This window comes from Vibrio tubiashii, from assembly GCF_028551255.1.
GTDB classification, from domain to species: domain Bacteria; phylum Pseudomonadota; class Gammaproteobacteria; order Enterobacterales; family Vibrionaceae; genus Vibrio; species Vibrio tubiashii_B.
In genome coordinates this window covers 1,145,456-1,166,286 of the sequence record NZ_CP117029.1, presented here as the reverse complement: position 1 = coordinate 1,166,286, position 20,831 = coordinate 1,145,456, and the positions used below count along the sequence as shown (strand labels likewise).

Annotated in this window: 18 protein-coding genes and 2 tRNA genes; 12 read left to right on the top strand and 8 right to left on the bottom strand. The window is 42.9% G+C overall.

The window, feature by feature from the left end; genetic code table 11:
* Positions 1-55: 55 nt before the first annotated feature.
* The 3 genes from LYZ37_RS05300 to LYZ37_RS05290 are packed head-to-tail and all read left to right on the top strand — an operon-like array spanning position 56 to position 1,718.
* Entirely contained in the window at positions 56-967 is a 912-nt protein-coding gene (locus LYZ37_RS05300) for a 1-aminocyclopropane-1-carboxylate deaminase/D-cysteine desulfhydrase (RefSeq protein ID WP_272786777.1), read from the top strand.
* Entirely contained in the window at positions 964-1,278 is a 315-nt protein-coding gene (locus LYZ37_RS05295) for a DUF1496 domain-containing protein (protein WP_272786776.1), read from the top strand. The genes LYZ37_RS05300 and LYZ37_RS05295 overlap by 4 nt, the downstream gene beginning before the upstream one ends.
* Before the next feature lie 32 nt (positions 1,279-1,310).
* Positions 1,311-1,718, top strand: coding sequence for a PPC domain-containing DNA-binding protein (locus LYZ37_RS05290; protein ID WP_272786775.1), 408 nt, complete (start codon positions 1,311-1,313; stop codon positions 1,716-1,718).
* Positions 1,719-1,769: 51 nt separating this feature from the next.
* Here the strand turns inward: LYZ37_RS05290 and LYZ37_RS05285 are convergent, their stop codons facing one another.
* The gene (locus LYZ37_RS05285) at positions 1,770-3,650 is read right to left on the bottom strand and encodes a fructose-specific PTS transporter subunit EIIC (protein WP_272786774.1); all 1,881 of its coding nucleotides are present in this window, start codon (positions 3,648-3,650) and stop codon (positions 1,770-1,772) included.
* A 202-nt stretch (positions 3,651-3,852) separates the two neighbouring features.
* On the opposite strand from LYZ37_RS05285, the gene LYZ37_RS05280 reads away from it, so the two are divergent.
* Both LYZ37_RS05280 and LYZ37_RS05275 read left to right on the top strand, forming a co-directional pair.
* On the top strand, positions 3,853-4,155 hold the full coding sequence (locus LYZ37_RS05280; RefSeq protein ID WP_272786773.1) for a PTS fructose transporter subunit IIB: 303 nt from the start codon (positions 3,853-3,855) through the stop codon (positions 4,153-4,155).
* Between the two features lie 8 nt (positions 4,156-4,163).
* Positions 4,164-4,940: a PTS sugar transporter subunit IIA gene (locus LYZ37_RS05275; RefSeq protein ID WP_272787145.1), complete on the top strand. Its 777-nt coding sequence runs from the start codon at positions 4,164-4,166 to the stop codon at positions 4,938-4,940.
* A 3-nt stretch (positions 4,941-4,943) separates the two neighbouring features.
* Here the strand turns inward: LYZ37_RS05275 and LYZ37_RS05270 are convergent, their stop codons facing one another.
* Positions 4,944-5,783: a helix-turn-helix domain-containing protein gene (locus LYZ37_RS05270; protein ID WP_004745822.1), complete on the bottom strand. Its 840-nt coding sequence runs from the start codon at positions 5,781-5,783 to the stop codon at positions 4,944-4,946.
* A gap of 367 nt (positions 5,784-6,150) precedes the next feature.
* On the opposite strand from LYZ37_RS05270, the gene LYZ37_RS05265 reads away from it, so the two are divergent.
* The 4 genes from LYZ37_RS05265 (at position 6,151) to LYZ37_RS05250 (ending at position 11,450) form a co-directional block, all read left to right on the top strand.
* On the top strand, positions 6,151-8,052 hold the full coding sequence (locus LYZ37_RS05265) for a PTS fructose transporter subunit IIABC (protein ID WP_272786772.1): 1,902 nt from the start codon (positions 6,151-6,153) through the stop codon (positions 8,050-8,052).
* Positions 8,053-8,231: 179 nt separating this feature from the next.
* Positions 8,232-9,395 (top strand): mannose-6-phosphate isomerase, class I, encoded by a 1,164-nt coding sequence (gene manA / locus LYZ37_RS05260; RefSeq protein ID WP_272787144.1) that lies wholly within the window; start codon positions 8,232-8,234, stop codon positions 9,393-9,395.
* Positions 9,396-9,599: 204 nt separating this feature from the next.
* Entirely contained in the window at positions 9,600-10,040 is a 441-nt protein-coding gene (locus tag LYZ37_RS05255; protein WP_272786771.1) for a PTS sugar transporter subunit IIA, read from the top strand.
* 12 nt (positions 10,041-10,052) lie between these two features.
* Positions 10,053-11,450 carry a fructose-specific PTS transporter subunit EIIC gene (locus LYZ37_RS05250; RefSeq protein WP_272786770.1) on the top strand — a complete coding sequence of 466 codons (1,398 nt, stop codon included), beginning with the start codon at positions 10,053-10,055 and terminating at the stop codon, positions 11,448-11,450.
* Between the two features lie 58 nt (positions 11,451-11,508).
* Here LYZ37_RS05250 and LYZ37_RS05245 read toward each other — a convergent pair.
* A tRNA-OTHER gene (locus LYZ37_RS05245) sits at positions 11,509-11,574 on the bottom strand.
* Positions 11,575-11,737: 163 nt separating this feature from the next.
* Positions 11,738-13,777: a P-loop ATPase, Sll1717 family gene (locus tag LYZ37_RS05240; protein WP_272786769.1), complete on the bottom strand. Its 2,040-nt coding sequence runs from the start codon at positions 13,775-13,777 to the stop codon at positions 11,738-11,740.
* A 564-nt stretch (positions 13,778-14,341) separates the two neighbouring features.
* Here LYZ37_RS05240 and LYZ37_RS05235 point away from each other — a divergent pair.
* From LYZ37_RS05235 to LYZ37_RS05225, 3 genes are all read left to right on the top strand, one after another.
* Positions 14,342-14,923 carry a recombinase family protein gene (locus LYZ37_RS05235; protein WP_272786768.1) on the top strand — a complete coding sequence of 194 codons (582 nt, stop codon included), beginning with the start codon at positions 14,342-14,344 and terminating at the stop codon, positions 14,921-14,923.
* A gap of 666 nt (positions 14,924-15,589) precedes the next feature.
* A complete protein-coding gene (locus LYZ37_RS05230; protein ID WP_272786767.1) occupies positions 15,590-16,402 on the top strand; it encodes a Rha family transcriptional regulator in 813 nt (270 codons plus the stop codon).
* Entirely contained in the window at positions 16,399-16,863 is a 465-nt protein-coding gene (locus LYZ37_RS05225; RefSeq protein WP_272786766.1) for an HNH endonuclease, read from the top strand. The genes LYZ37_RS05230 and LYZ37_RS05225 overlap by 4 nt, the downstream gene beginning before the upstream one ends.
* Before the next feature lie 103 nt (positions 16,864-16,966).
* Here LYZ37_RS05225 and LYZ37_RS05220 read toward each other — a convergent pair whose 3' ends face one another.
* The 4 genes from LYZ37_RS05220 to LYZ37_RS05205 all read right to left on the bottom strand — a co-directional run bounded on the left by LYZ37_RS05220 (position 16,967) and on the right by LYZ37_RS05205 (position 20,829).
* Entirely contained in the window at positions 16,967-18,601 is a 1,635-nt protein-coding gene (locus LYZ37_RS05220; RefSeq protein WP_272786765.1) for a P-loop NTPase fold protein, read from the bottom strand.
* A gap of 367 nt (positions 18,602-18,968) precedes the next feature.
* Positions 18,969-20,090 (bottom strand): tyrosine-type recombinase/integrase, encoded by a 1,122-nt coding sequence (locus LYZ37_RS05215; protein WP_272786764.1) that lies wholly within the window; start codon positions 20,088-20,090, stop codon positions 18,969-18,971.
* A gap of 56 nt (positions 20,091-20,146) precedes the next feature.
* Positions 20,147-20,234, bottom strand: a tRNA-Ser gene (locus LYZ37_RS05210).
* Positions 20,235-20,379: 145 nt separating this feature from the next.
* The gene (locus LYZ37_RS05205) at positions 20,380-20,829 is read right to left on the bottom strand and encodes an L-alanine exporter AlaE (RefSeq protein WP_069665959.1); all 450 of its coding nucleotides are present in this window, start codon (positions 20,827-20,829) and stop codon (positions 20,380-20,382) included.
* Positions 20,830-20,831: the final 2 nt, after the last annotated feature.

Here is a 20,831-nt window from a genome sequence, read left to right as displayed (position 1 = left end):
ACTCATGGTCACCAATCCGTTAAGATAGGCGGCCAAATTTTCACGATCGATTTTTATGAAGCTCGCCAATACGCCCATCACTCAGCACCAGTTTGCTGACATACCGTTTTTCCTAAAACGCGATGATCAACTGCACAGCCATTTTAGTGGTAATAAAGCACGCAAATTTATGGCTGTGCTTGAGCAAAATTATCCGACCATTAAAACGCTGATAAGTTACGGCAGCACTCAGTCGAACTCGCTTTACTCTTTGTCAGCGCTTGCTGCGATTAAAGGTTGGCAACTAGAGTTTTATGTCGACCGCATCCCTCAGTGGTTAGATGACAACCCACTTGGCAACTATCGAGGCGCATTAGATTTAGGGGCTAAAATCATCCCTACAGCTGAATACCATCTTCATCCGCTAGAGTATATCGAGCAGATTCGTCAGCCAGACAATTCTTGCCTACTTTTACCTGAAGGGGGGCGTTCAAAGCTTGCTAAACAAGGGGTTGAGCAACTCGCAAGTGAAATCCTCTCTTGGACAAGGTATGAGTCCAATCACCAATTTGTTGTTGCACTGCCTGCTGGTACGGGAGCGACAGCCCTTTATCTGCATAAGTACTTAAAGCCCCACTCTATCCCCGTATTAACTTGTCCATGCGTAGGCGGAAAAGAGTACTTAATCAAACAGTTTGAAGAGCTAGGCGAAAATGATTTTCCACAGATTCTAGAGTTAGAAACAAAACATCATTTCGGTAAACTTTATCAACAAGATTATCGTATTTGGCAGCAATTACTTGATGAGACCGATATCGAGTTCGACCTTCTCTACGATCCTATGATGTGGCAGTGTCTACAATCATGGTATAAAGAGAATCAAGATAAGAGCATCATTTATGTTCATCAGGGAGGTTTGCTTGGTAATGAAAGCATGCTGCCGCGATACGAACGTAAATTTGGTCAACGCTTCGGAGAACAAAAATGAAGTCCTACATGATAGTACTAGTTGCTGCACTGGCTTTACCTGCGTCTGCCAATGTCATTTCAACTCCTGCTAAACCCATCATCGGAATCAACGCCGGAGAAGTGGGCAAGCGCGTTTGTTACTACCAAGATAAAGCGTACTCTGATGGCGCTATCGTCCAAATCGATGAGTATTACATGATCTGCGCTGCTGCTAACGATTACGAACTCAATGGGGCATTAAAGTGGCACAGCATTGATCAATACCAAGCAGAACAACCCGCCAACAAAGAACAAAGTGGAAAACCAGTAAAAAGATACTCGGTAAACTAACCTCTTTCCTGATAAAAGTAGATAGGCATAGATTGATCACTCCAATAGCGGTTCGCCTCACTAAAGGCGATGACCTTAAGCAATGCATTCAACACTTGGTCACGGAACATAATATCAGTGCAGGTACCGTCGCCTCTTGTGTAGGGTGTTTTACTCACCTAAAGATCCGTTTGGCGGGCGCAACGCAAACTCTCGAATTAAACGAGCCCGTAGAGATCGTCTCGGTAATGGGTACCCTTACGCCCAATCATCAACATATCCACATCTCGGTTGCAAAACAAAGCGGAGAAGTTGTCGGTGGTCATCTGATGGAAGGTTGCCTGATCGATACCACGGCTGAACTCATTCTTCATAAATACCACAACCTGAAATTTTCACGGCAACATGACAACAACACCGGCTTTACTGAGCTTGTGGTTAGTCAGAGAAGTTGTGAATAGAAAAAAGCTCCATCGGATGATGGAGCTTGGAGCATAAATAGTTCGGGGGAACTATTTGACTAAATTTCGTTTCGATTTGATTAACGCTGCCGCATTGTGCATGGCATCTTTGGTACTAACATCGATAATCGCAATATTGCTAAACCTTTCTGGCTCTTTTATTGCCACGTCATGAGCGAAGATAACCAGTTTTGCTCGCGCGATATCTAGCTCGGTGATGCGGTTGTTAATGCCATCTGCGCCTTGGGTTTCTACTTTAATTTTGATGCCCATAGAATAGGCTGCTTTCTCTAATGATTTAGCCGCTAGAAACGTATGAGCAACACCGGAAGGACATGAAGTCACCGCAAGTACATCGGCTTCCCCCTCTGTTTGCACTGAAGAGTATGCGCGGCGAAACGAGTCATACTCTTCATCTTCTCGGACCGTTTTTTTCAATAGAATAACAACACATGCCGTCGTGAGTGCGCCCGCAACGGTTCCGACGATATAGCCCAGCTTGCCATCGACAACAGGAAGTACGATCCAACCTCCCCAAGGGGCATGGTTGATGACATGGAACATAAAACCCGTCACATTACCGACAATACCACCAGCAACAATGGCAGGAAGAACACGCGCAGGGTCGGCGGTCGCAAACGGAATCGCCCCTTCACTGATCCCAATCATGCCCATAATGCCAGCGGCCTTTCCGGCCTCACGTTCGTCACGCTTGAATTTATTGGGTGATATAAGCGTCGCTAAGGCTAAACCAAGAGGAGGCGTACAAATTGCAATTCCAACGCCCCCCATCAACCAAGGCTGGGTGTTAACTTGTGTTTGGGCAAAGAGCGTCGCCACCTTATTGACTGGCCCTCCCATATCAAATGCAGTCATTGCACCGAGAACGGTTCCAAGCACCACTTTTCCTGAACCTGCCATATCAGTCAACAGCAGATTCAATGCGTTCATGGTTGCGGATATCGGAGCGCCTATTAGCCACATTACTAACCCACAAGTGGCAAATGTCCCGGCGAGCGGGTAAATGAAGATGCTTCCTAACGAACTCATGCTATCTGGCAATTTAATCTGCTTGAGCAACAACACAAAGTAGCCGGCAAAAAAACCGACGACAATAGCACCGAGAAACCCAGTATTGTATTGATCAACCGCTACCCAAGAACCAATCATTCCCGGTGCCAATCCCGGTTTATCAGCAATTGAATACGCGATGTATCCACCCAGTACCGCAGTAAAAAGCGTTAAACCCGCGATTCCCATGTGCGCCATATCAGCCAGAATGCCCTGCTCTGGTAGTGCGGCATGGCCTGTCATCATCACCGACAGTGAAAGTAGAACCCCACCCGCGACAATAAACGGGATCATATGAGAAGTGCCAAACAATAAATGCTCTTTCACACGAGCTAAGTGCCTTTTGACCGGACTCATCGGCTCTAAGCGTGCACCTTGCGCGAGGTAATCCTGATCCAAAAATGGCTCGGGGGTACTTTCAGTAATCAGCTGCAACGCCGCCTCGACGCTTTGCGCTTGTTTTAGCTGATGGATAAACTCTTCTTCAATCAGCTTACTGGAAAGCTGCGCTAAAACCTCAATATGATGGTGGTCGTCACCATCAGGGGAAGCGAGCATAAAGAAAACATCCGAAAGCTCTCCATCCTCTGCGCCATAGTCAATCCCACTGCGACTTATCCCTACCGCAACGGCGGGCTTAGCCACCGCAGAGCTTTTGGCGTGTGGAATCGCAATACCATCTTCAAAGCCTGTATTACCAATTTCTTCGCGAGCCCATAAATCGGCAACAAATTGCGATTTGTCGGCAAGGTTTCCAGCAGTATCGAGTAGATCCACCAACTCCTTGAGCACTTCTTCTTTGGTGGTTGCTTTTAGGTCGAGACATATCGTCTCCGACTGAACCAGGTTTGTAATGTCCATTATTTCTTACCTTGCCGTACTCGCGCTCGACTATAGATTAGTCACCTAGCCTTGCCCAATATATAGGACTAAAACGGCTTTAACTGGATTATTGTAACACTCGAATAAAAGTGTGAAGCCCATCTTTCAATTTATCGTTTTGAGCCAAGGCAATCTGCCGTTGCTATGCTAATATCCGCGAAAATAGCCACAGAGAATTACTATGAAAATCATTGCTGTCACTGCCTGTCCAACAGGTATTGCACACACCTATATGGCAGCAGATGCACTCAAGAAAGCTGCGCCAAAACATAACGTGCAAATTAAAGTTGAGACCCAAGGTGCAATGGGGATCGAAAATCAACTCACTCGCCATGATATTACTTGTGCCGACAAGGTATTAATTGTCTCGGATATAGAGATTGAACAATCGAGCAGATTTGATGGGGTACCTTGTGTAAGAATCCCTATTGAAGACGTACTGATTAACGTTGATAAAGTATTTATCCTCCACTGCCGAGCATAATGCTGCTAATGACAGAGTATCAAATTACCTTTCTTGTTAATGACTCCGGTGCCAGTGCTCACGCCACTAAACCGCTGTGTAGTCTTGCGAAAAAGTTCAAAAGCAACATACGAATTATCAACATCACGCGCAATCGTAGTGCTGACCTCACTAAATCTGTTGCCTTACTGCAAGCGGGATTGGTCGAAGGGGATTTGTGTCAGATTACCGCTTTTGGTATCGATGCCGAGCTCGCATGCTTTGTACTCAAAGATGTTATCTCTGAGCACTATGCCTTAGTCGGCTCCAACATTAATTATGAGTTTTCCAATCAGTTAGCACAGAGATTACCGCAGCTAAAAACGCCAAGTGCAGTCAATTGGTACTATGCTAAGGCTCATACCGAACTGTCCAAGTTTGAATGTTTAAAAGGCTTGGCTCAGCTTATCTACCCTCAATCAGCCGATGATCTGATCCTTGCCTTCATCAAAAGAGAAGAACGTTCATCAACCTGCGTAACGTCAGGCATTGCCTTACCTCATGTGATGTTCGATGGTATCAATGAGATCAACATCGCCGTAATAAGCAGTGATACACCAATTGATTGGGCTTCTAAAGTGGGTCAAGTTCACTTGGCTATAGCACTGGTGATGCCTTCATCCCCTACTCGCGAGCAAATAATTACCGCAACCAACCTGACCAGAAACCTGCTCTGCGGCCAATTTGCAGAACGTCTCTTAATGACAAAAAGCAGTATCGATCTTCAAGCCCTGCTGATGTATTCCATGTCACGCTTAATTACCTAACCGCTAGATTGATCCGCGGTAGTCAGATGGGGTTCTTCCAGTACGATTTTTGAATACTCGACAAAAGTAGTTCACATCCTTAAAGCCACACCTAACCGACACCTCATTAAGTTTAAAATTGTATTTCTTAAGCATGAATTTCGCTCGATCAATTCGGACCCAAGTGATGTAGTCTGCTAACGTCATGTGCCCTTGCTGGCGAAACAATCGCGATAAGTGGTTGGCAGAGATGCTAAATCGAGCGGCGATACTGTCTCGGGTGATCTGACGGTGGAAATTCTCCTGAATGTAGATACAGATCCCCTGATACAGATCCTGAACTCGGTTGTGAGACTTTTCTAATGGCGTGTCTAACATGGTTTTGCAGTATTGCAACAACGCCTGCAACAGCAGCTCATCCATTGGCTTTTTGGCATTTTCTCGCGCAAGCGAACTCAGCGCCTCAAGAATGTTATCGAGTGCGAAGCCAGAACGCGTCTGAATACTGTGCTTTTGGATGTCGTAAAAGTTGGTTTCCCCTTTACGCTTGCTAACTAAACTTAAGCCCAATTGACGTCGGCCAAACAGGATACTCAACACCGAACAATTGGTATCCCAATCTGGCTTGTTCCAGCAGTTCGGCGGAATAAAGATCGCGTCTCCTGCCTTAGCGATAACTTGAGTGACTTTACGCTCATGATCTTCCATTTCATTAATGTACTCGCCATCAAGCACCAACTCCAATCGAGGAAAATTAACCTGATAACTGCATTCCGGTGGCGTGTGAAAATCTCCAGCAAACCATATGTGATGAAAAGCTTCTCTTTCACCGAGTACCGAAGAAATTAAGTCATGAAATACCATTTGGATACTCTCAATAAGTCGCGCGTGTGCTACGCGCATAGGTATACCGCTAGTAGAGACTTTACGCTATTGAGCAAAATCACAATTTAAGATTAATGGTACAAAAATCCAGCTATGGCAATAAATTTATAGTTATCCAGCTTCAAAACGATGGAGTATAAAGGCTAATAAAGCATCACAAGTAATTGTTTTAAATAAACTAATAGTTCTTAAATTAGTGTTGTATCTGACTCATCCGGCGATCTAAATCACACCTCAAAAATACAGTTACAATCTTCTAGTAAATGCATTTTTTCTTCACTACAGACTCTTTCTCACAGCTTCCAAAATACCCCTGATACAACAATAAAATTATTAGGGGTTCACAATGATCACCAAACTCATCAATGAGAATTTGATTGCGCTCGATCTTAAAGCGCAATCCAAAGAAGAGGTTTTTCACGAGCTAATCGAGGTACTTTATTCACAAGGTAGAATCACCGACAAGCAACAATTTCTCGCCGATATCAAGGCTCGCGAAGAGCTAGGCAATACAGGTTTTGAAGAAGGCGTTGCCCTCCCTCATGCCAAAAGTGCTGCGGTTATCGAACCCGCTGTTGTTATTGGCGTTCACCGTACAGGTATAGATTACGGCGCAGAAGATGGATTGCCATCAAAACTCTTTTTTATGATTGCCTCTCCAGATGGCGGTGACAATCATCACATCGAAGTGCTGGCAGAACTCTCTTCTAAATTGATTGAAGAGGGCTTTATTGAGCGTTTTTTAAACGCGACATCAAACCAACACGCGTTAGAACTGCTACTGAAAAAGCAAACTCAAGACGACGTAGTTAGCGATACCTCCAATGGTTTTGTTATCGGAGTGACGGGATGTCCGGCGGGCGTTGCACACACCTACTTAGCAGCAGAAGCTCTGGAGAAAGGAGCGGCCAAGTTAGGCTATGAAATCAAAGTCGAAACGAATGGCTCTATCGGCGTAAAGAACAGCCCGACAGCAGAAGAGATTGCCCGAGCAGAAGCCATTATTGTTGCCTGCGATAAACAGGTTGATATGGCACGCTTTGCAGGGAAACGCGTTGTAAAAACCAATGTAAAAGCACCGATTAAAGATGCACAGGGCTTGATCACACAGGCGTTAGATGCGCCGACTTATCACGCTGACGCTCAAACCAATGAATCTTCTGTCGCAGATAAAGCATCTCAGGCTCGCTCTGACTTGTACCGCTTTTTGATGAATGGCGTGTCTCACATGATCCCATTTGTTGTCACTGGCGGCCTATTGATTGCGCTAGCCCTAGCAATAGGCGGTGAGCCAACTGAATCCGGTATGGCGATTCCTGCCGGCAGCATGTGGAACCAAATCCTAGAAGTGGGTGTGGTCGCCTTTACGTTAATGATCCCGATTCTTGCCGGCTATATTGCATACGCTATTGCAGACCGTCCAGCTCTTGCTCCAGGTCTTATCGGTGGCTGGATTGCCAATAATGGCTCTTTCTATGGCGCAGAAGCCGGAACTGGATTCATCGGAGCGATTGTTGCAGGCTTACTTGTCGGCTACTTCGTTAAATGGGTCACCTCGATCAACTACCACAAGTTTATCCAACCACTTGTGCCTATCATGATCGCTCCTATCACTGGCTCGCTATTTATTGCTGGCTTATTCATCTTTGTTATTGGCGCGCCGATTGCCGGACTGATGGATAGCTTAACTGCACTTCTAACCTCAATGAGCACGGGTAACGTTGTATTGCTTGGCATTGTATTAGGTGGCATGGCTGGCTTTGACATGGGTGGCCCTTTCAACAAAGTCGCGTTCCTATTCTCTGTCGGCATGATTGCCAGTGGTCAAACTCAGTTTATGGGTGCGATGGCTTGTGCAATCCCTGTCGCACCTCTTGGTATGGCATTGGCGACTGCTCTGGGCCGTAAATTCGAGCTGTTCGAATCCTCAGAAATTGAAGCAGGTAAAGCAGCTGGCGCAATGGGCTTAGTTGGTATCTCTGAAGGCGCGATTCCATTTGCAGCTCAAGATCCCATGTCGGTCATCCCAGCCAACGTTCTTGGCTCTATGGTCGCCGCTGTTATGGCGTTCTCGTTTGGCATCACAAACAGCGTCGCACACGGCGGTCCGGTCGTCGCGCTTCTTGGTGCAATGAACTACCCGCTTCTTGCACTCGTGAGCATGGCGGCTGGTACTGCTGTCACCGCACTGACGTGTATCACGCTTAAAAAACTACGCAAAGAAAAGCTGGTTACCGCAGCAGCTTAACCCTTCTCCTTTAACGCCAAGTGGCTTGAGCTCCCTCAAGCCACTCTTTCCCTATGGTGAATGCAATGCCAGAACTTACAACGTCTGTTGCCAGTGAACAGTACACTTCAACCACAGCGGTTCCTGCTTTTGACCAGACTGAAAACCTTGACTTGGAGCCGCGCCAAGCCTTCTTTCCAATGAAGAACGTGATTCAAAACTACGCTTGGGGCAGTAAGACATCACTGAATCAGCTGTTCGGAATCAGCAACCCAGAATCTGCTCCGCAAGCGGAAATGTGGATGGGCGCCCACCCAAATGGCTGCTCGTCGGTTACGAGCCAAGGTATTTCAGTCAAACTTTCTGAACTTATCAACAATAACCCACAGCACTACCTTGGGGAACAAACCGCAAACACATTTGGCGAGCTGCCGTATCTATTTAAGATCCTAGCGGCAGAGCAAGCGCTATCAATACAAGTCCACCCGAGTAAAGCCCAAGCAGAATCTGGTTATGCCAAAGAGCAACAGCTAGGGGTACCATTGACCGCAAGCCATCGTAATTACAAGGATCCCAACCACAAACCAGAATTGGTGTACGCCCTTACCCAATACCAAGCCATGAATGGCTTTAGACCAATCGAAGAGATCATTGAGAACTTTACCCAGTTAGCCATTCCAGAGCTTAATTGGTTGCTTGAAGCGTTCACCGAAGAGCCAAATTCACACGGATTGGCGAGCTTCTTCTCTGGGATACTGTCCTTACAAGGTGAACAAAAAGAGATGGCACTCACCATGTTGATGGTCAAAGCCAAACTCTCTAGTGAGCCTGTATATACGCTCATTACCGAACTGGAAAAGCAGTACCCTAATGATGTTGGGTTGTTTGCTCCCTTGATGCTTAATGTCATTACCCTACAGCCAGGAGAGGCGATGTATCTTGACGCGCAGACGCCTCACGCGTATTTGCATGGTACCGGACTGGAAATCATGGCGAACTCTGACAATGTACTTCGAGCAGGGCTGACACCTAAGCATATCGATGTCGAAGAGCTTGTCTCGTGCACGCAATTTGTTTCGAAACCAAAGCATAGCCTAAAACTAGCGCCCTCGACTGACGAAGGAATTGAAAGCTTTGAGGTGCCAGTTGATGACTTTAAGTTCTCGATCCTTCATGACTCTGACAACCGTCACCTAACAACGACCAGTGCTGAGATTCTACTACCACTCGACAAACCGATGACCTTAACGCATAGCAATGGAGAAACATGCCACATCGCTATTGGGGACTCGGTGTTTGTAGCAGCGAACACTGGCAATTATACGCTCTCCTGCCAAGGACGAGTGGCACGAGCATACAGTTAATTTAATCCAATCACATTATTGAGCCTCACCATCGTGAGGCTTTTTTCTATCTGGAGAAATAGGCATTTGTCGAAATAATAATGACGCTAATCACAATTAAATTTAGCCGATACAAAAGTATAGCTATAGCCTTATTTTTGCTATTTCGACGATAGCAGCAATGGATTAATTTTAACTCATAGAAAAGCATTCGTGAGTTTAGAAATGATTACACAATTAACCAATGTCAATTTAATAAAAAAGCAATTATCCGCGACAAATAAACAACAAGTATTCGAAGAGCTTGCTCAATTACTGGCAGACAACCAACGCATTAATAATCGGGATAACTTCCTAGCAGATATCAAGGCTCGCGAGGCACTGAGCGTCACGTCGATGGATGGCATCGCCTACCCTCATGCGAAAAGCAGCGCTGTATTGGAACCTGCCATTGCTGTTGGCATCAAACCGACTGGCATTGATTACGATGACGAAGACGGTATTAACCCGACCCTATTTTTTATGATTGCCTCACCAGATAATGGTGCTGACCATCATATCTACGTTCTTCAAGAGCTATTTGGTAAGTTCAGCGAAGAATTTATAGAAAATATTATAAAAGCAAAAGATGAACATCAGATCTTAGATATTTTAATTAATTCATAAGGTAAATTAGATATGAGTACAATAACCGCTCAAGCTACTAATAGTAGCGATCTTAAAAAAAACCTCAGTACCCTAAAGCAACACCTTCTATTTGGTACCTCACATATGTTGCCATTTATTGTCGCGGGCGGTGTTTTGCTCGCACTGGCAGTAATGGCATCAGGTAAAGGAGCAGTACCCGCAGACGGCTTACTCGCTGACATTTCCAACATCGGCATTAAAGGCCTCGTCCTGTTCCCAATTATTCTCGGTGGTTTCATCGGTTATTCTATTGCTGATAAACCAGCGCTTGCACCTGCGATGATCTCTTCTGGCATTATGGCGGATATGGGCGGCGGTTTCCTAGGCTGTATTGTGGCGGGTTTTATCGCAGGTGGCGTGGTTTTCCAACTTAAGAAAATCCCTCTTTCTGCCAATATGACCGCGCTAGGCGCCTACTTTATCTACCCTCTTATCGGCACATTAATCTCTGCAGGTATCGTTCTTTGGGGCATTGGTGAGCCAATCAAGATCTTTATGGCATCAATGAACGAGTTCTTGGCATCAATGGCGGGCGCTTCTAAGGTCGTACTTGGTACCATTCTTGGCGGTATGACGGCTTTTGATATGGGTGGCCCAATCAACAAAGTGGCGACCCTATTTGCTCAAACACAAGTTGATACTCAACCATGGCTAATGGGTGGCGTTGGTATTGCAATCTGTACGCCTCCGCTAGGCATGGCGCTCGCCACTTTCCTATTCAAAAAGAAATTCACTAAACAAGAGCAAGAAGCGGGCAAAGCTGCAGCAATCATGGGCTCTATCGGTATCTCTGAAGGGGCTATCCCATTCGCTGCCAACGACCCAATGCGCGTACTTCCTTCAATCGTGGCTGGCGGTATCGTAGGCTGTGTATTTGGATTCTTAACTGATGTTCTACTGCATGCACCTTGGGGCGGTTTAATCACTGCGCCAGTTTCAAGCAACATCCCAATGTATGTGGTGGGCATTGCTCTTGGTTCATTAACAACGGCTTTAATTGTTGGCTTCTGGAAACCAGTAGCGGAAGAGTCAGAAGACGAAATCGAACAAGAAGCACCAGCGCAAACTCAAGCGGCTCCAGTAGCAGGCGAAGGCGAGTACGATATTGTTGCTGTCACTTGCTGCCCATCCGGTGTTGCACATACCTTTATGGCAGCCAAAGCACTAGAAAAAGCAGGCGCTGCGGCTGGAATTAAAATTAAGGTAGAAACTCAAGGTCAAAACGGCATTCAGAACCGCATAACAGACCTAGATGTTGCTAACGCTAAACTGGTTATCTTAGCTCACGATATTCAAGTAAAAGATGCCCATCGTTTTGCCAACGCGAACGTGGTGGAATGTTCTACCAAAGAAGCAATGAAGAAAGCGAGCGAACTTATTCAAAGCTAAATGTTCTGCAAAATCAGAAACGAAAAAGCCCCAGCATTTCTGCTGGGGCTTTAGAATGTGGCGGTGAGTGAGAGATTCGAACTCTCGATTCGTACTTACCATACACATCGTTAGCCACTGATAAGATATCAACTCTTTATTTATCAGCAACTTACTTTCAAGCCATAGAGTTTCGGATTAGTCTATGTATAACTGAATTTGATTTGAAATGTATCAGTGTTTGTACCTCGAATCAATATCCTATCTGCTGCTATTTCAATGAAAGCAAGCAGTTACACGCTGACAAATCAGGAAATTTTACGAACAAAAGTATCATATCGATCTTGGATGTGAGCTTCCTTATATGCCCCCTTAATCGCTTGTCTCAAAAAGACCTCTAAATCTTTCTGAGTTAACAACAACACCATTCCCTTGTGCTTAGTGGCTATTCGCTCTATATGCCTATAATAACTGTCCTTGATATCTCCTCTGAATACAATCACACCAAACCTACCGGCATTATCATTCATATAATATGTGATTTGGTGAAAGTCATCAGATTTTAACTCTTTATAGTTTTTGCACTCCCATGTTATTTGGGTTGCTCTGTACTGAGAACGGATAACTTCCCAAAAGCCATCTGTCGCTCTATTTGATGTGACCCAATCTCTTATCGTTGTTCCATTTACATCTCTAGAATGTGGCTGAACGTTAGTCAACGACCTAAAGAAACAGAGCTCTATTATTTTCCCAACAATATCTTCGAAATCGCTAGCACCTTTCGTCCCTAAAGGAATAGAATCCAAATTAGATTTAAGGTCTTGCAAGGTCATTTTGTAGTCATCAAGAACGAAGCTTTGAGGTATATCTTCTAACTTACCTTCTGCTTTTAGCGATGTTTCATCTTTCAAATCTGAAATCAAGATTGAGCGTAAGTTCAAAGCTTCTCTATACGTTGGGTGTATAACTATAATGGAGTTGTTATCAAATGCAGGTTTAGCATTACTGTCTTTACTTGAGATTTTATATTCAATACTTTTTCGGTTCTTAATACCGATGAATCCAATGCCATACAATAGCTCTATAAACCTGTGCGGCTGTGTGTATTCATAAACCCAATCACTACAATGCTTCCCTATTACATCATTGACTAGTAACTTTTGAATAAAATCTTCTATTGCACGTAATGTATATTCTGAGCCTAAACCATAGAACAACTCTAATACCAGACTAATATTCGAATAATTTTCGGCGTACTCGTCACCTAAGTCTTTTAATCTGCTTGTACTATAACGTTTAGACGCATCATACAAATCACTCTTAGTTATTTTACTGTTACCATGATTAATAGCAGAATCAATAGCATAGCTAGTTAGCATTACAACATCACGAGGACGGTGCTGACAAAGATTCATAACAGTGGACATTGAGTCATGCACTTCATCGTTTTCAAAGAAACACTCCCAAACTTCACCACCTAATTTCGGTTTTGTATTAAAAGGCTTGATTAGTCTACGTTCAATCAGCTCAACCAATTTAGGTGTAGTCCAATCTAAAAATACAACTGATGTTTCGAGTCTAGAAAACTCGTTGTCTAGTTTTCTAATCCTGTCATATATATTTTCTCGAATAAATATGTACGGCTTTATACAATCAGTTGAAGCAGTAAGTCTCACTGCTGCGTGCATTAGCGCCATCAAACAAATAATAGCAGAGTTGGATCCATCCCATGATTCATCTAACCTATCAATAAGGATAATGAACTCAAAGTTTGCATCAACAGCAATATCATTCACTTCAGATATAAGGCTCTTGCTTCGTTTAATTTGGCGTAACCAAAGTTTTTGATTTTCTTTACTGTAAGCTTCGAATATTTCTTCCGTTAAATTCAACAAGCGATCATCAAAATCACAGTCTACAATAAGCCCTCTCTCGCGCTTAGTGTATTCATATTGACTCTCAAAGTTAAATATCCCACGTTTATGCCATTCCTTTATCACTTCATCTAATAGCGCCCTTTCCATAGAGTGCATAAGTGACTTAAATGGTCGCTGTTTAGTGTCTACGAACTCTTCATATTCAAGTGGTAATTCCAATAGATCAAATATTTGTGGAGTAATGTGAATAGTTCTACGATTCTTTCTTTTAATTTCATAGGTTAAAGCTGTTTTACCTGCTCCCCTACGACCTATAAAGAAGCAATTAGCATGGTCAGTATTTAGTGTTGCTAACGTCGCAGGAGTTTTTACAAATAGGTCAGGGTCTTTTCGAATTATGTCATATTCAGCAAACGCTTTGCCAATTCGAACCCTCTGTAATGCATCCTTTGGTAGCTGTACTTTAGTCATATAACCGTTACTATGATCGAGAAATATCATTCCATGTTATATGAATAGTGCGATCAAACAATATCTTATGTCACAGTCTATAAACACAGATGCATGTAATTTAGCAAAACAGGAAATTTTCTGTATCTCAGAGCTCTTGCACTGACATTCTTATTTTATTCCCAACGTAAGAGACAGTATTGACAGAATGTTCATACTCTTAATTGTTCCTAGACTGCAAAATGGTTTGTATATCTCTCCGGTATCTCCTAGGTCAGCGCTTCCCCATTTCCCCCATATGGGGTAGAAGGCTTTCTCAGGCTCAGCAATGCCTATCAATTATCAGATTAATCCACTCAGTCAGCTATCAATCACCTCTTCATCTGGCAGCGCACAGATACACCCACACTACATAAGCAATCACTAATATATCTACTACCTGTCCGATTTATCCTCGCTTTTCCTTCTACTGTCCGAAACTCTACTGATTTATATGTACATCGTCCGAAATGAACCATTGACAGTTTCGTACACCTTAAATATTATACTGTCCATAACTTAACAGATTCGGACAGGCAATTAACTATGGCTACTCACAACCTTATTGGCTTTGCTCGTGTATCAACTCAAGGGCAGGAACTAGAAGACCAACTACATAAGCTTAAAGATGCAGGATGCAAGAAGGTATTCTCAGGTAAGCATTCAGGCAAGGCAGACACCAACAAGGGAGCGCTTGAAGAACTGGAAGCCTATGTACGTGAAGGTGATACAGTAGTAGTAACTAAGCTTGACCGTCTAGGTAGAAGTACGCCTCAGGTTGTTACTTTGATTGAGAGACTAGCTAATAAGGGCGTATCGGTTAAGACACTAGAGCAAGGTATTGATACCAGTAAAGACGATGCGATGTCTAAAGCCTTCTATCAAATGATGCTGGTGTTTGCAGAGATGGAAAGAAGCATGATTCAAAGCAGAATGGAAGAAGGTAAACAGGCAGCGGTAAGAAGCGGTAAGCATACTAGCCAATCTGTTAAGGGTGGCAGAAAGGCAAGCTACACAGAAGAACAGAAGCAAGATGTGCTTGACCGAATCAATAACGGACAGTCGATTAACAGTATAGCTAAAGACACCGGACTGACTAGACAGACCATCTACAGGATTAAGGGCTAGCAATGCCTCCTATGAGCCACCAGTAGATCACAGAAGGGCTTTAGGCGACGGACTGACACACTTGCTCATCTATCGCTTAAAGTCCCTTAGAATGCCATACAGCCATTCATTAGCCTTATCAATACAATACCTACCTCACATTTGTCTCACGCGATAGACAGCCTCAAATTAACATACAATATAGAAGCAGTAATTAACCCACCATATAGATAATTAACCTGACCTATAGACACAGAATTAAGTGACCATATAGACAGTAGTAATTAAGACAGCATATAGATAGTAAGTATCAGTAGTGCCAGAAGAACCCTTAACACTTCCTCCCTTATCTAAAGACCTAGAAGAAAAAGAGCAAGCAATCTACCAGTAGTGACCAGTAGAAGGAAGGGCATATCTGTCTGGAATTATTCACTGGCTACCTATCAATTATCCATATAACTCCTGAGAAGCCCTGAGCAGTCTTAAACCCACCGTATAGAAGTGAGGAGTAATCTACTAGCTCCTTTCTTCTTCATCTTTCTAGGCTCACACCATGAGCTGTCAAATCAAATCACACTTATCTGAGTACATCTTTTCATTGCCTGTATAGCTTGCCTTTTTGGTTGGCTGTGATTGGGCTGTGCAGGATGGTGCTTTGGGAAGGTGTACCCAAATAGGAATAAATCAATGAACAATCTACAACAAAGCATCGAGGAAATTAACAAGCAGTTCGACACTGAACTAATGCTAGGTCTTGAAGGTAAAGATGCAGTAATCAGCCTTCTAGATGTAGCCAGAATCACAGGGCGACTACATGATAACTTGCTGAAGTCTGTACGTAAGCACCTAGAAAGTGAAGCAGTAACAGGAGGCGTAAATTTTTACGGCACGTCCTATACCACTGCGCAGGGCAAGGAGCTACAGACTTACTTACTAGACCGTAAAGCTTTCTATTTCTTTGTACTAGGGATGACAGGCTCAAAGGTAGCATCTATCCGCTTGAAGTACATCAACGCATTCGAAGCGATGCGAGAGCTTCTCTATGCTGCATCTAATGATGAGCTAGACCACGCAAGGGCAGTTATGAAGGGCTACCGCTTGCAACTAGCAGAAGCAGAAGACAGAGCAGAAGTAGCAGAGCAGATGTCTAGTGAACTACGTAAAACGATAGTAGAGATTGAAGGAAGCTCTAGACCCACTCACGTGTTCAAGCAACTGAATCAAATCCCTCAATACAACAAGCTACTCAATCAAAGAGAGTTCATGTTGCTACTCCGCCACTTGCGCTTCAAGAGCAATAAGCAGCGCACAGCCATGCAATGTGGTATTGATTTGGGATACATGACTAACCTGTCAGATGTTAAGAACGGACGCACTTATTACAGTGCAGCTATCACGTCCAAAGGTAAAGAATACCTAGTCGATAACTACATGGTAGCAGTGGAAAGCTTTAAGCAATCAGAGCTCTATTCAAAATACAAAGGGCTGAAAGCGGCATGATTACAGTTAAACGACTAAAGAACTACCCATATTATGGGGTGTCTCGTTGCGGCAAGCTTTGGTCTTTTCGTAGTGGCAAATGGCTCAGTCAAATCAAAGACCAAAAGGGATACCTAACCGTGTCCCTTTGTAATGGGCTCAAACGAAAAGGAAAGAGAACTGTAAGAGTTCATAGGGTTGTTGCTCAATATTATTGTGACAACCCTAACAAGCTCCCCTACATCAATCACAAGGATGAAGACAAAGCCAATAACCACGCTAACAATTTAGAGTACTGTACAGCCCAGTACAACACCGAATACAGCCAAGCTAAAACTTTCCACTTCCTAAATCCAGAGGGTGAACTAACTAAGGTATTTAATCTCAAGAAATTCTGCCGAGAGAACAACCTTAACTCTGGCAACTTAAATCAAGTTGCACTAGGAAAACGCAAGCAACATAAAGGCTGGACAGCAGCATAGCATCACATCAGCAATCTCTACAATATCCCCGATAGCCTTCAAGTGGCCATCGGGGTCTTTTTGTTAAGAAATGTCTATGGCTAAACCACAAATGTGCAGTTTCTTATTCCTCCTTAGTTTCTTCAGGTTCAGTAGTATCAATCCCGAAGAAATGTGTAACTCTATAGTTATCAAGCGCGCTTCTTTTTGCTAGTTTCAGTATAGCTTCATGAAGGTTTCTTCCGAACTCATCCCGTGGCAGCTTACCATCTGAATTGCTGAAAATGCTCTTTGCTCCACGAACCGTTTTCAATAGGTCTTCATGTTCGTCTGTAGATAAGAACTCGTAAATCTCATCTATACTATGGCTAGCTAAAAACTCCTCGTCCTCTATGTTCCATCCTCTTTCTCTAACAATTTTGCTAATGACAGTATAGATAGAGTAGTGCTGATTCAGCTCGACCTCTTTTTCTTTAATTTTCTCCAGAAGTTCAGTATTTACGGTCATTCCCTTTAACTGCCCTATCATAGACTCATGACAATTATCTAGCTTGATAGCTACAAATTTATCAATGTAAGCGTTTCTATCAAAACCTTCTTCGAGCTCTTCTAGTGTTTCTAATATAGGTTCTAACTCTCTAGCGGATATAGTACTAATATGTTTGTCCAAAAAGTCTTTCAAACTCTTGATTACATCTTCACTACTCGTCAGAAAGTTATTATTGTATGAGCCCCAAGCAGCGGTAAGTTCCGATGAAATATTGTTAGTTTTCTGTCGCTCATTTAACTGCTCAATTGATTCAATAAAGATCTCTTCGTTTATCCTTCCATTTTCAATATAATTAATTATTTCTGCTTCATACTCAGCGTAATATGCATAACCTAAAGCTGAGATTCTGCTTTGCAATGCTTTATCTTCAACAGGTTTTTCACTGCTATAATTAAAAATAGATTGAATCTGATTAGCTCTTATTTTGATACTAGGCTCATGGTGAACATACGTAAGAATGGCTGTTGTTGTTAATATATCTTGCTTAACTGGCTCTTCAGCATTATCAACATACTTAATTATTTCATCTAAGTTCCATTTGATGTGCTTAATAATCCTTATATTATTCAGGTTATCAGCTTTGAAGGTGTCGCATATCATGTCGCGACATTGGTGTTCTTTAAACTCTATATCAATGTTGCTTTCCGCTAATGGTGAGAACTCTAACTCCGTATCAATTACTTTCTCACGATACTTATCTATATCGACCTTATCATTTTCTTCTAACGTATCATCGTTAAAAATCAATACTATCTTGCACTTACTTGTTTCAGCTAAATTTGAAACATAGCCAAGTAGAGTAGACATTGATAGTTTGCTAGATTTCCTTTCTAGGTCATCAATGCAGATAAGATAGTCATTTACTAATGAGTTCTCGATTGCAGATATGGCACCTGAAAACTTAGAAACTTGAGGGATATGTTTTGCGATGTTTCCAACCCTTTTAAGGTTGTTTTTTACTACTGCTTCACCTTTCTTTTGGCTCATAGATCTAGCATTGTAGAAAACTCTAGATTGCAGCTCATTTAATCCTTCCAAGCCAAAAAGAGAGACATACGAGTAATTCGATAATGTGGTATCCTTTCCGTGCTTCTCAACAATCTTATCCCAAGTAAATGTCTTCCCTACTCCCCATTTACCTTTGATAACTAGAACTTTCTTTTCTTTATGCTGTAAAAAATCAACGACGTTTTTTTCAAATGTATCCATTTTCATCTCTTTCAACTTAATATTTTGCACATCTTTGTGTGTTTACATTCGTTGATCAAGCTACCATAATTAATCAGCTAAAATCTCACGATATTATCACTGAAATCAGGTAGATATTTTGGTACGAACCCACAAAAGCTATTCAGGATGACCTCCAACAATACAAGAGGGGGGGATATGAGCTTCTACCATCAAAAATATTGGTCACTACGATGATACCTCCATAGTGGAAAGTAACAGCTCTAAGTAGGAAAGGGGCAAATCTGCGTTACAACGTTCTACCCATTCAGCACGCCTCTGGACAGAAGCGGTTTAAGGCAACCCGTCAGATCTAGTCACCCGATGAAGCGAAACTGACAGATTGCATTCAAGCTATTTCAAGTAATTGCATAGCTTGCATCTGGTTGTCAAAAGTGAACCCTCTTAGATAAACCTTACCAGTTGTCAGCTTACCAACAGAATGCCCCATCAACATTCCTATCAATTCTTCCTTCACTCCCCTATTAAACAGAGTAGTAATGACATAGTGTCTCAAGTCATGGAAGCTTCCCTTAATACCCTGCCCTTTGAATAACTTGCCGTAGAACTTACTAGGTGCATTTGCAAAATGATTAGTAGATGACCAAGGTAAATCAAACAGACGGCTATCAGGTGCAATCTGTGACTCTTTAGATAGCTGAATAAGCAATGCGTACAGCTCATCATTTATAGGAACATTACGAACGGATGAGCCATTCTTAACTCTATTGCCATTCTCTCCATGAATCTTTAGCTTACGATTGGCAAGGTCTATATCGCTCCCCCTCAACTGCGCTATTTCATTCAGTCTACAGCCCGTCAGCAGGGCAATTCTAAGCAAGTAATACTTCCAATTGTCTTTGGTCTTTCTATCGGTTTCAGTGGCTTTTAGGAGCTTTGAAAGCTGATTTGTCGTAAGAGCTTCTTTTGGTGCTTTAACGTCCTTAGTCACTTTCAGTTTGAACCAGTCAGCGTCATGCTTAATGCCAACTCGGTTAAAGCAACTGGAAAGCAATCTAAGCTTCTTTTTCAATGTGGTAGGGGAACAGGTCTGATTATCTTTCCATGCTTCAACATGAGCCAGAGTAACGCTTGTGAGACTAGCTTTGGTCATGGTTGCAAAGCTATTCCAACAGCTACGATATTCAACTTGGCTCTTTATACTCAGGTCAGAAATGTGGCTATCAATCTCAACACTTTGGATGCTAGTAGATTGTTTCTTCTTAACTCCAATGAACTCATCAAGGATAGCTTTGATTTCTGATAAACAAGGAGATACAAGCTCTTTAATCTTGAGGGCTAAGCCAGTGCTTATATGTAGAGCTTTTAGATAGTCGCTTGTTCTTAGGCTGATTTTTACTTGCTTGTATTTGTCAGATTCAAGATAAGACCAACGAAAGTAATAAGTATTGGAACGTCTTAGGAGATAAGTTGCGGTCATTTGATTGTACCAAATATTGTACCAATCCATTAACTTTGCCATGACCAGAAAGCAAAAATCCCTGACGAATCAGGGACTTAAATGTTTGGCGGTGAGTGAGAGATTCGAACTCTCGATACGTTGCCGTATACACACTTTCCAGGCGTGCTCCTTCAGCCACTCGGACAACTCACCGAATCAAATTGTGGTTGGTTTCGTTAACCAACGAGGCGCTAATTTAATGATTCTATTGGGTTAGGTCAAGTCTATTCCCTAAAAAAACCTCACCATAGAGACTGTTTGGTTACTAACTGGCTAATTCGATCATGAATCAGTCAGTTTAGGCTTCTTGATAGTAGCCAGGAACGCGGAACCACTTACGGCACATATCTAGGAAGTAGCCATACAAAACACCCATTCCACATGAAACAACCGCATTAGAGGTTACTGCAGTAATGATCTGATCAGTCGATGCACCCACAACCAATAGAATTGCTGCATACACCGGAGACTGGAACAGGACATAAGCCAAAAGATCAGAGATGTTTTTCATGACGCCAGTGTCAGATAAGCGAGCGCCTTGGCGTAATACGTAGTCACGGAACAAACCGTATGGCCAGGCAATGGCGATGTTAACTGGGATTGAAAGCGTTCGTGAAGCTAGCGATTGCTCAAAAGTCATACCGGATACAAAAATTTCAATGAACATTCCGGAAATAAAACAAAACACAACCATTGCAAACGTATCAGCAGCAGCGTTACGAATACAGAAAGGCCCACGAGACTTCATTC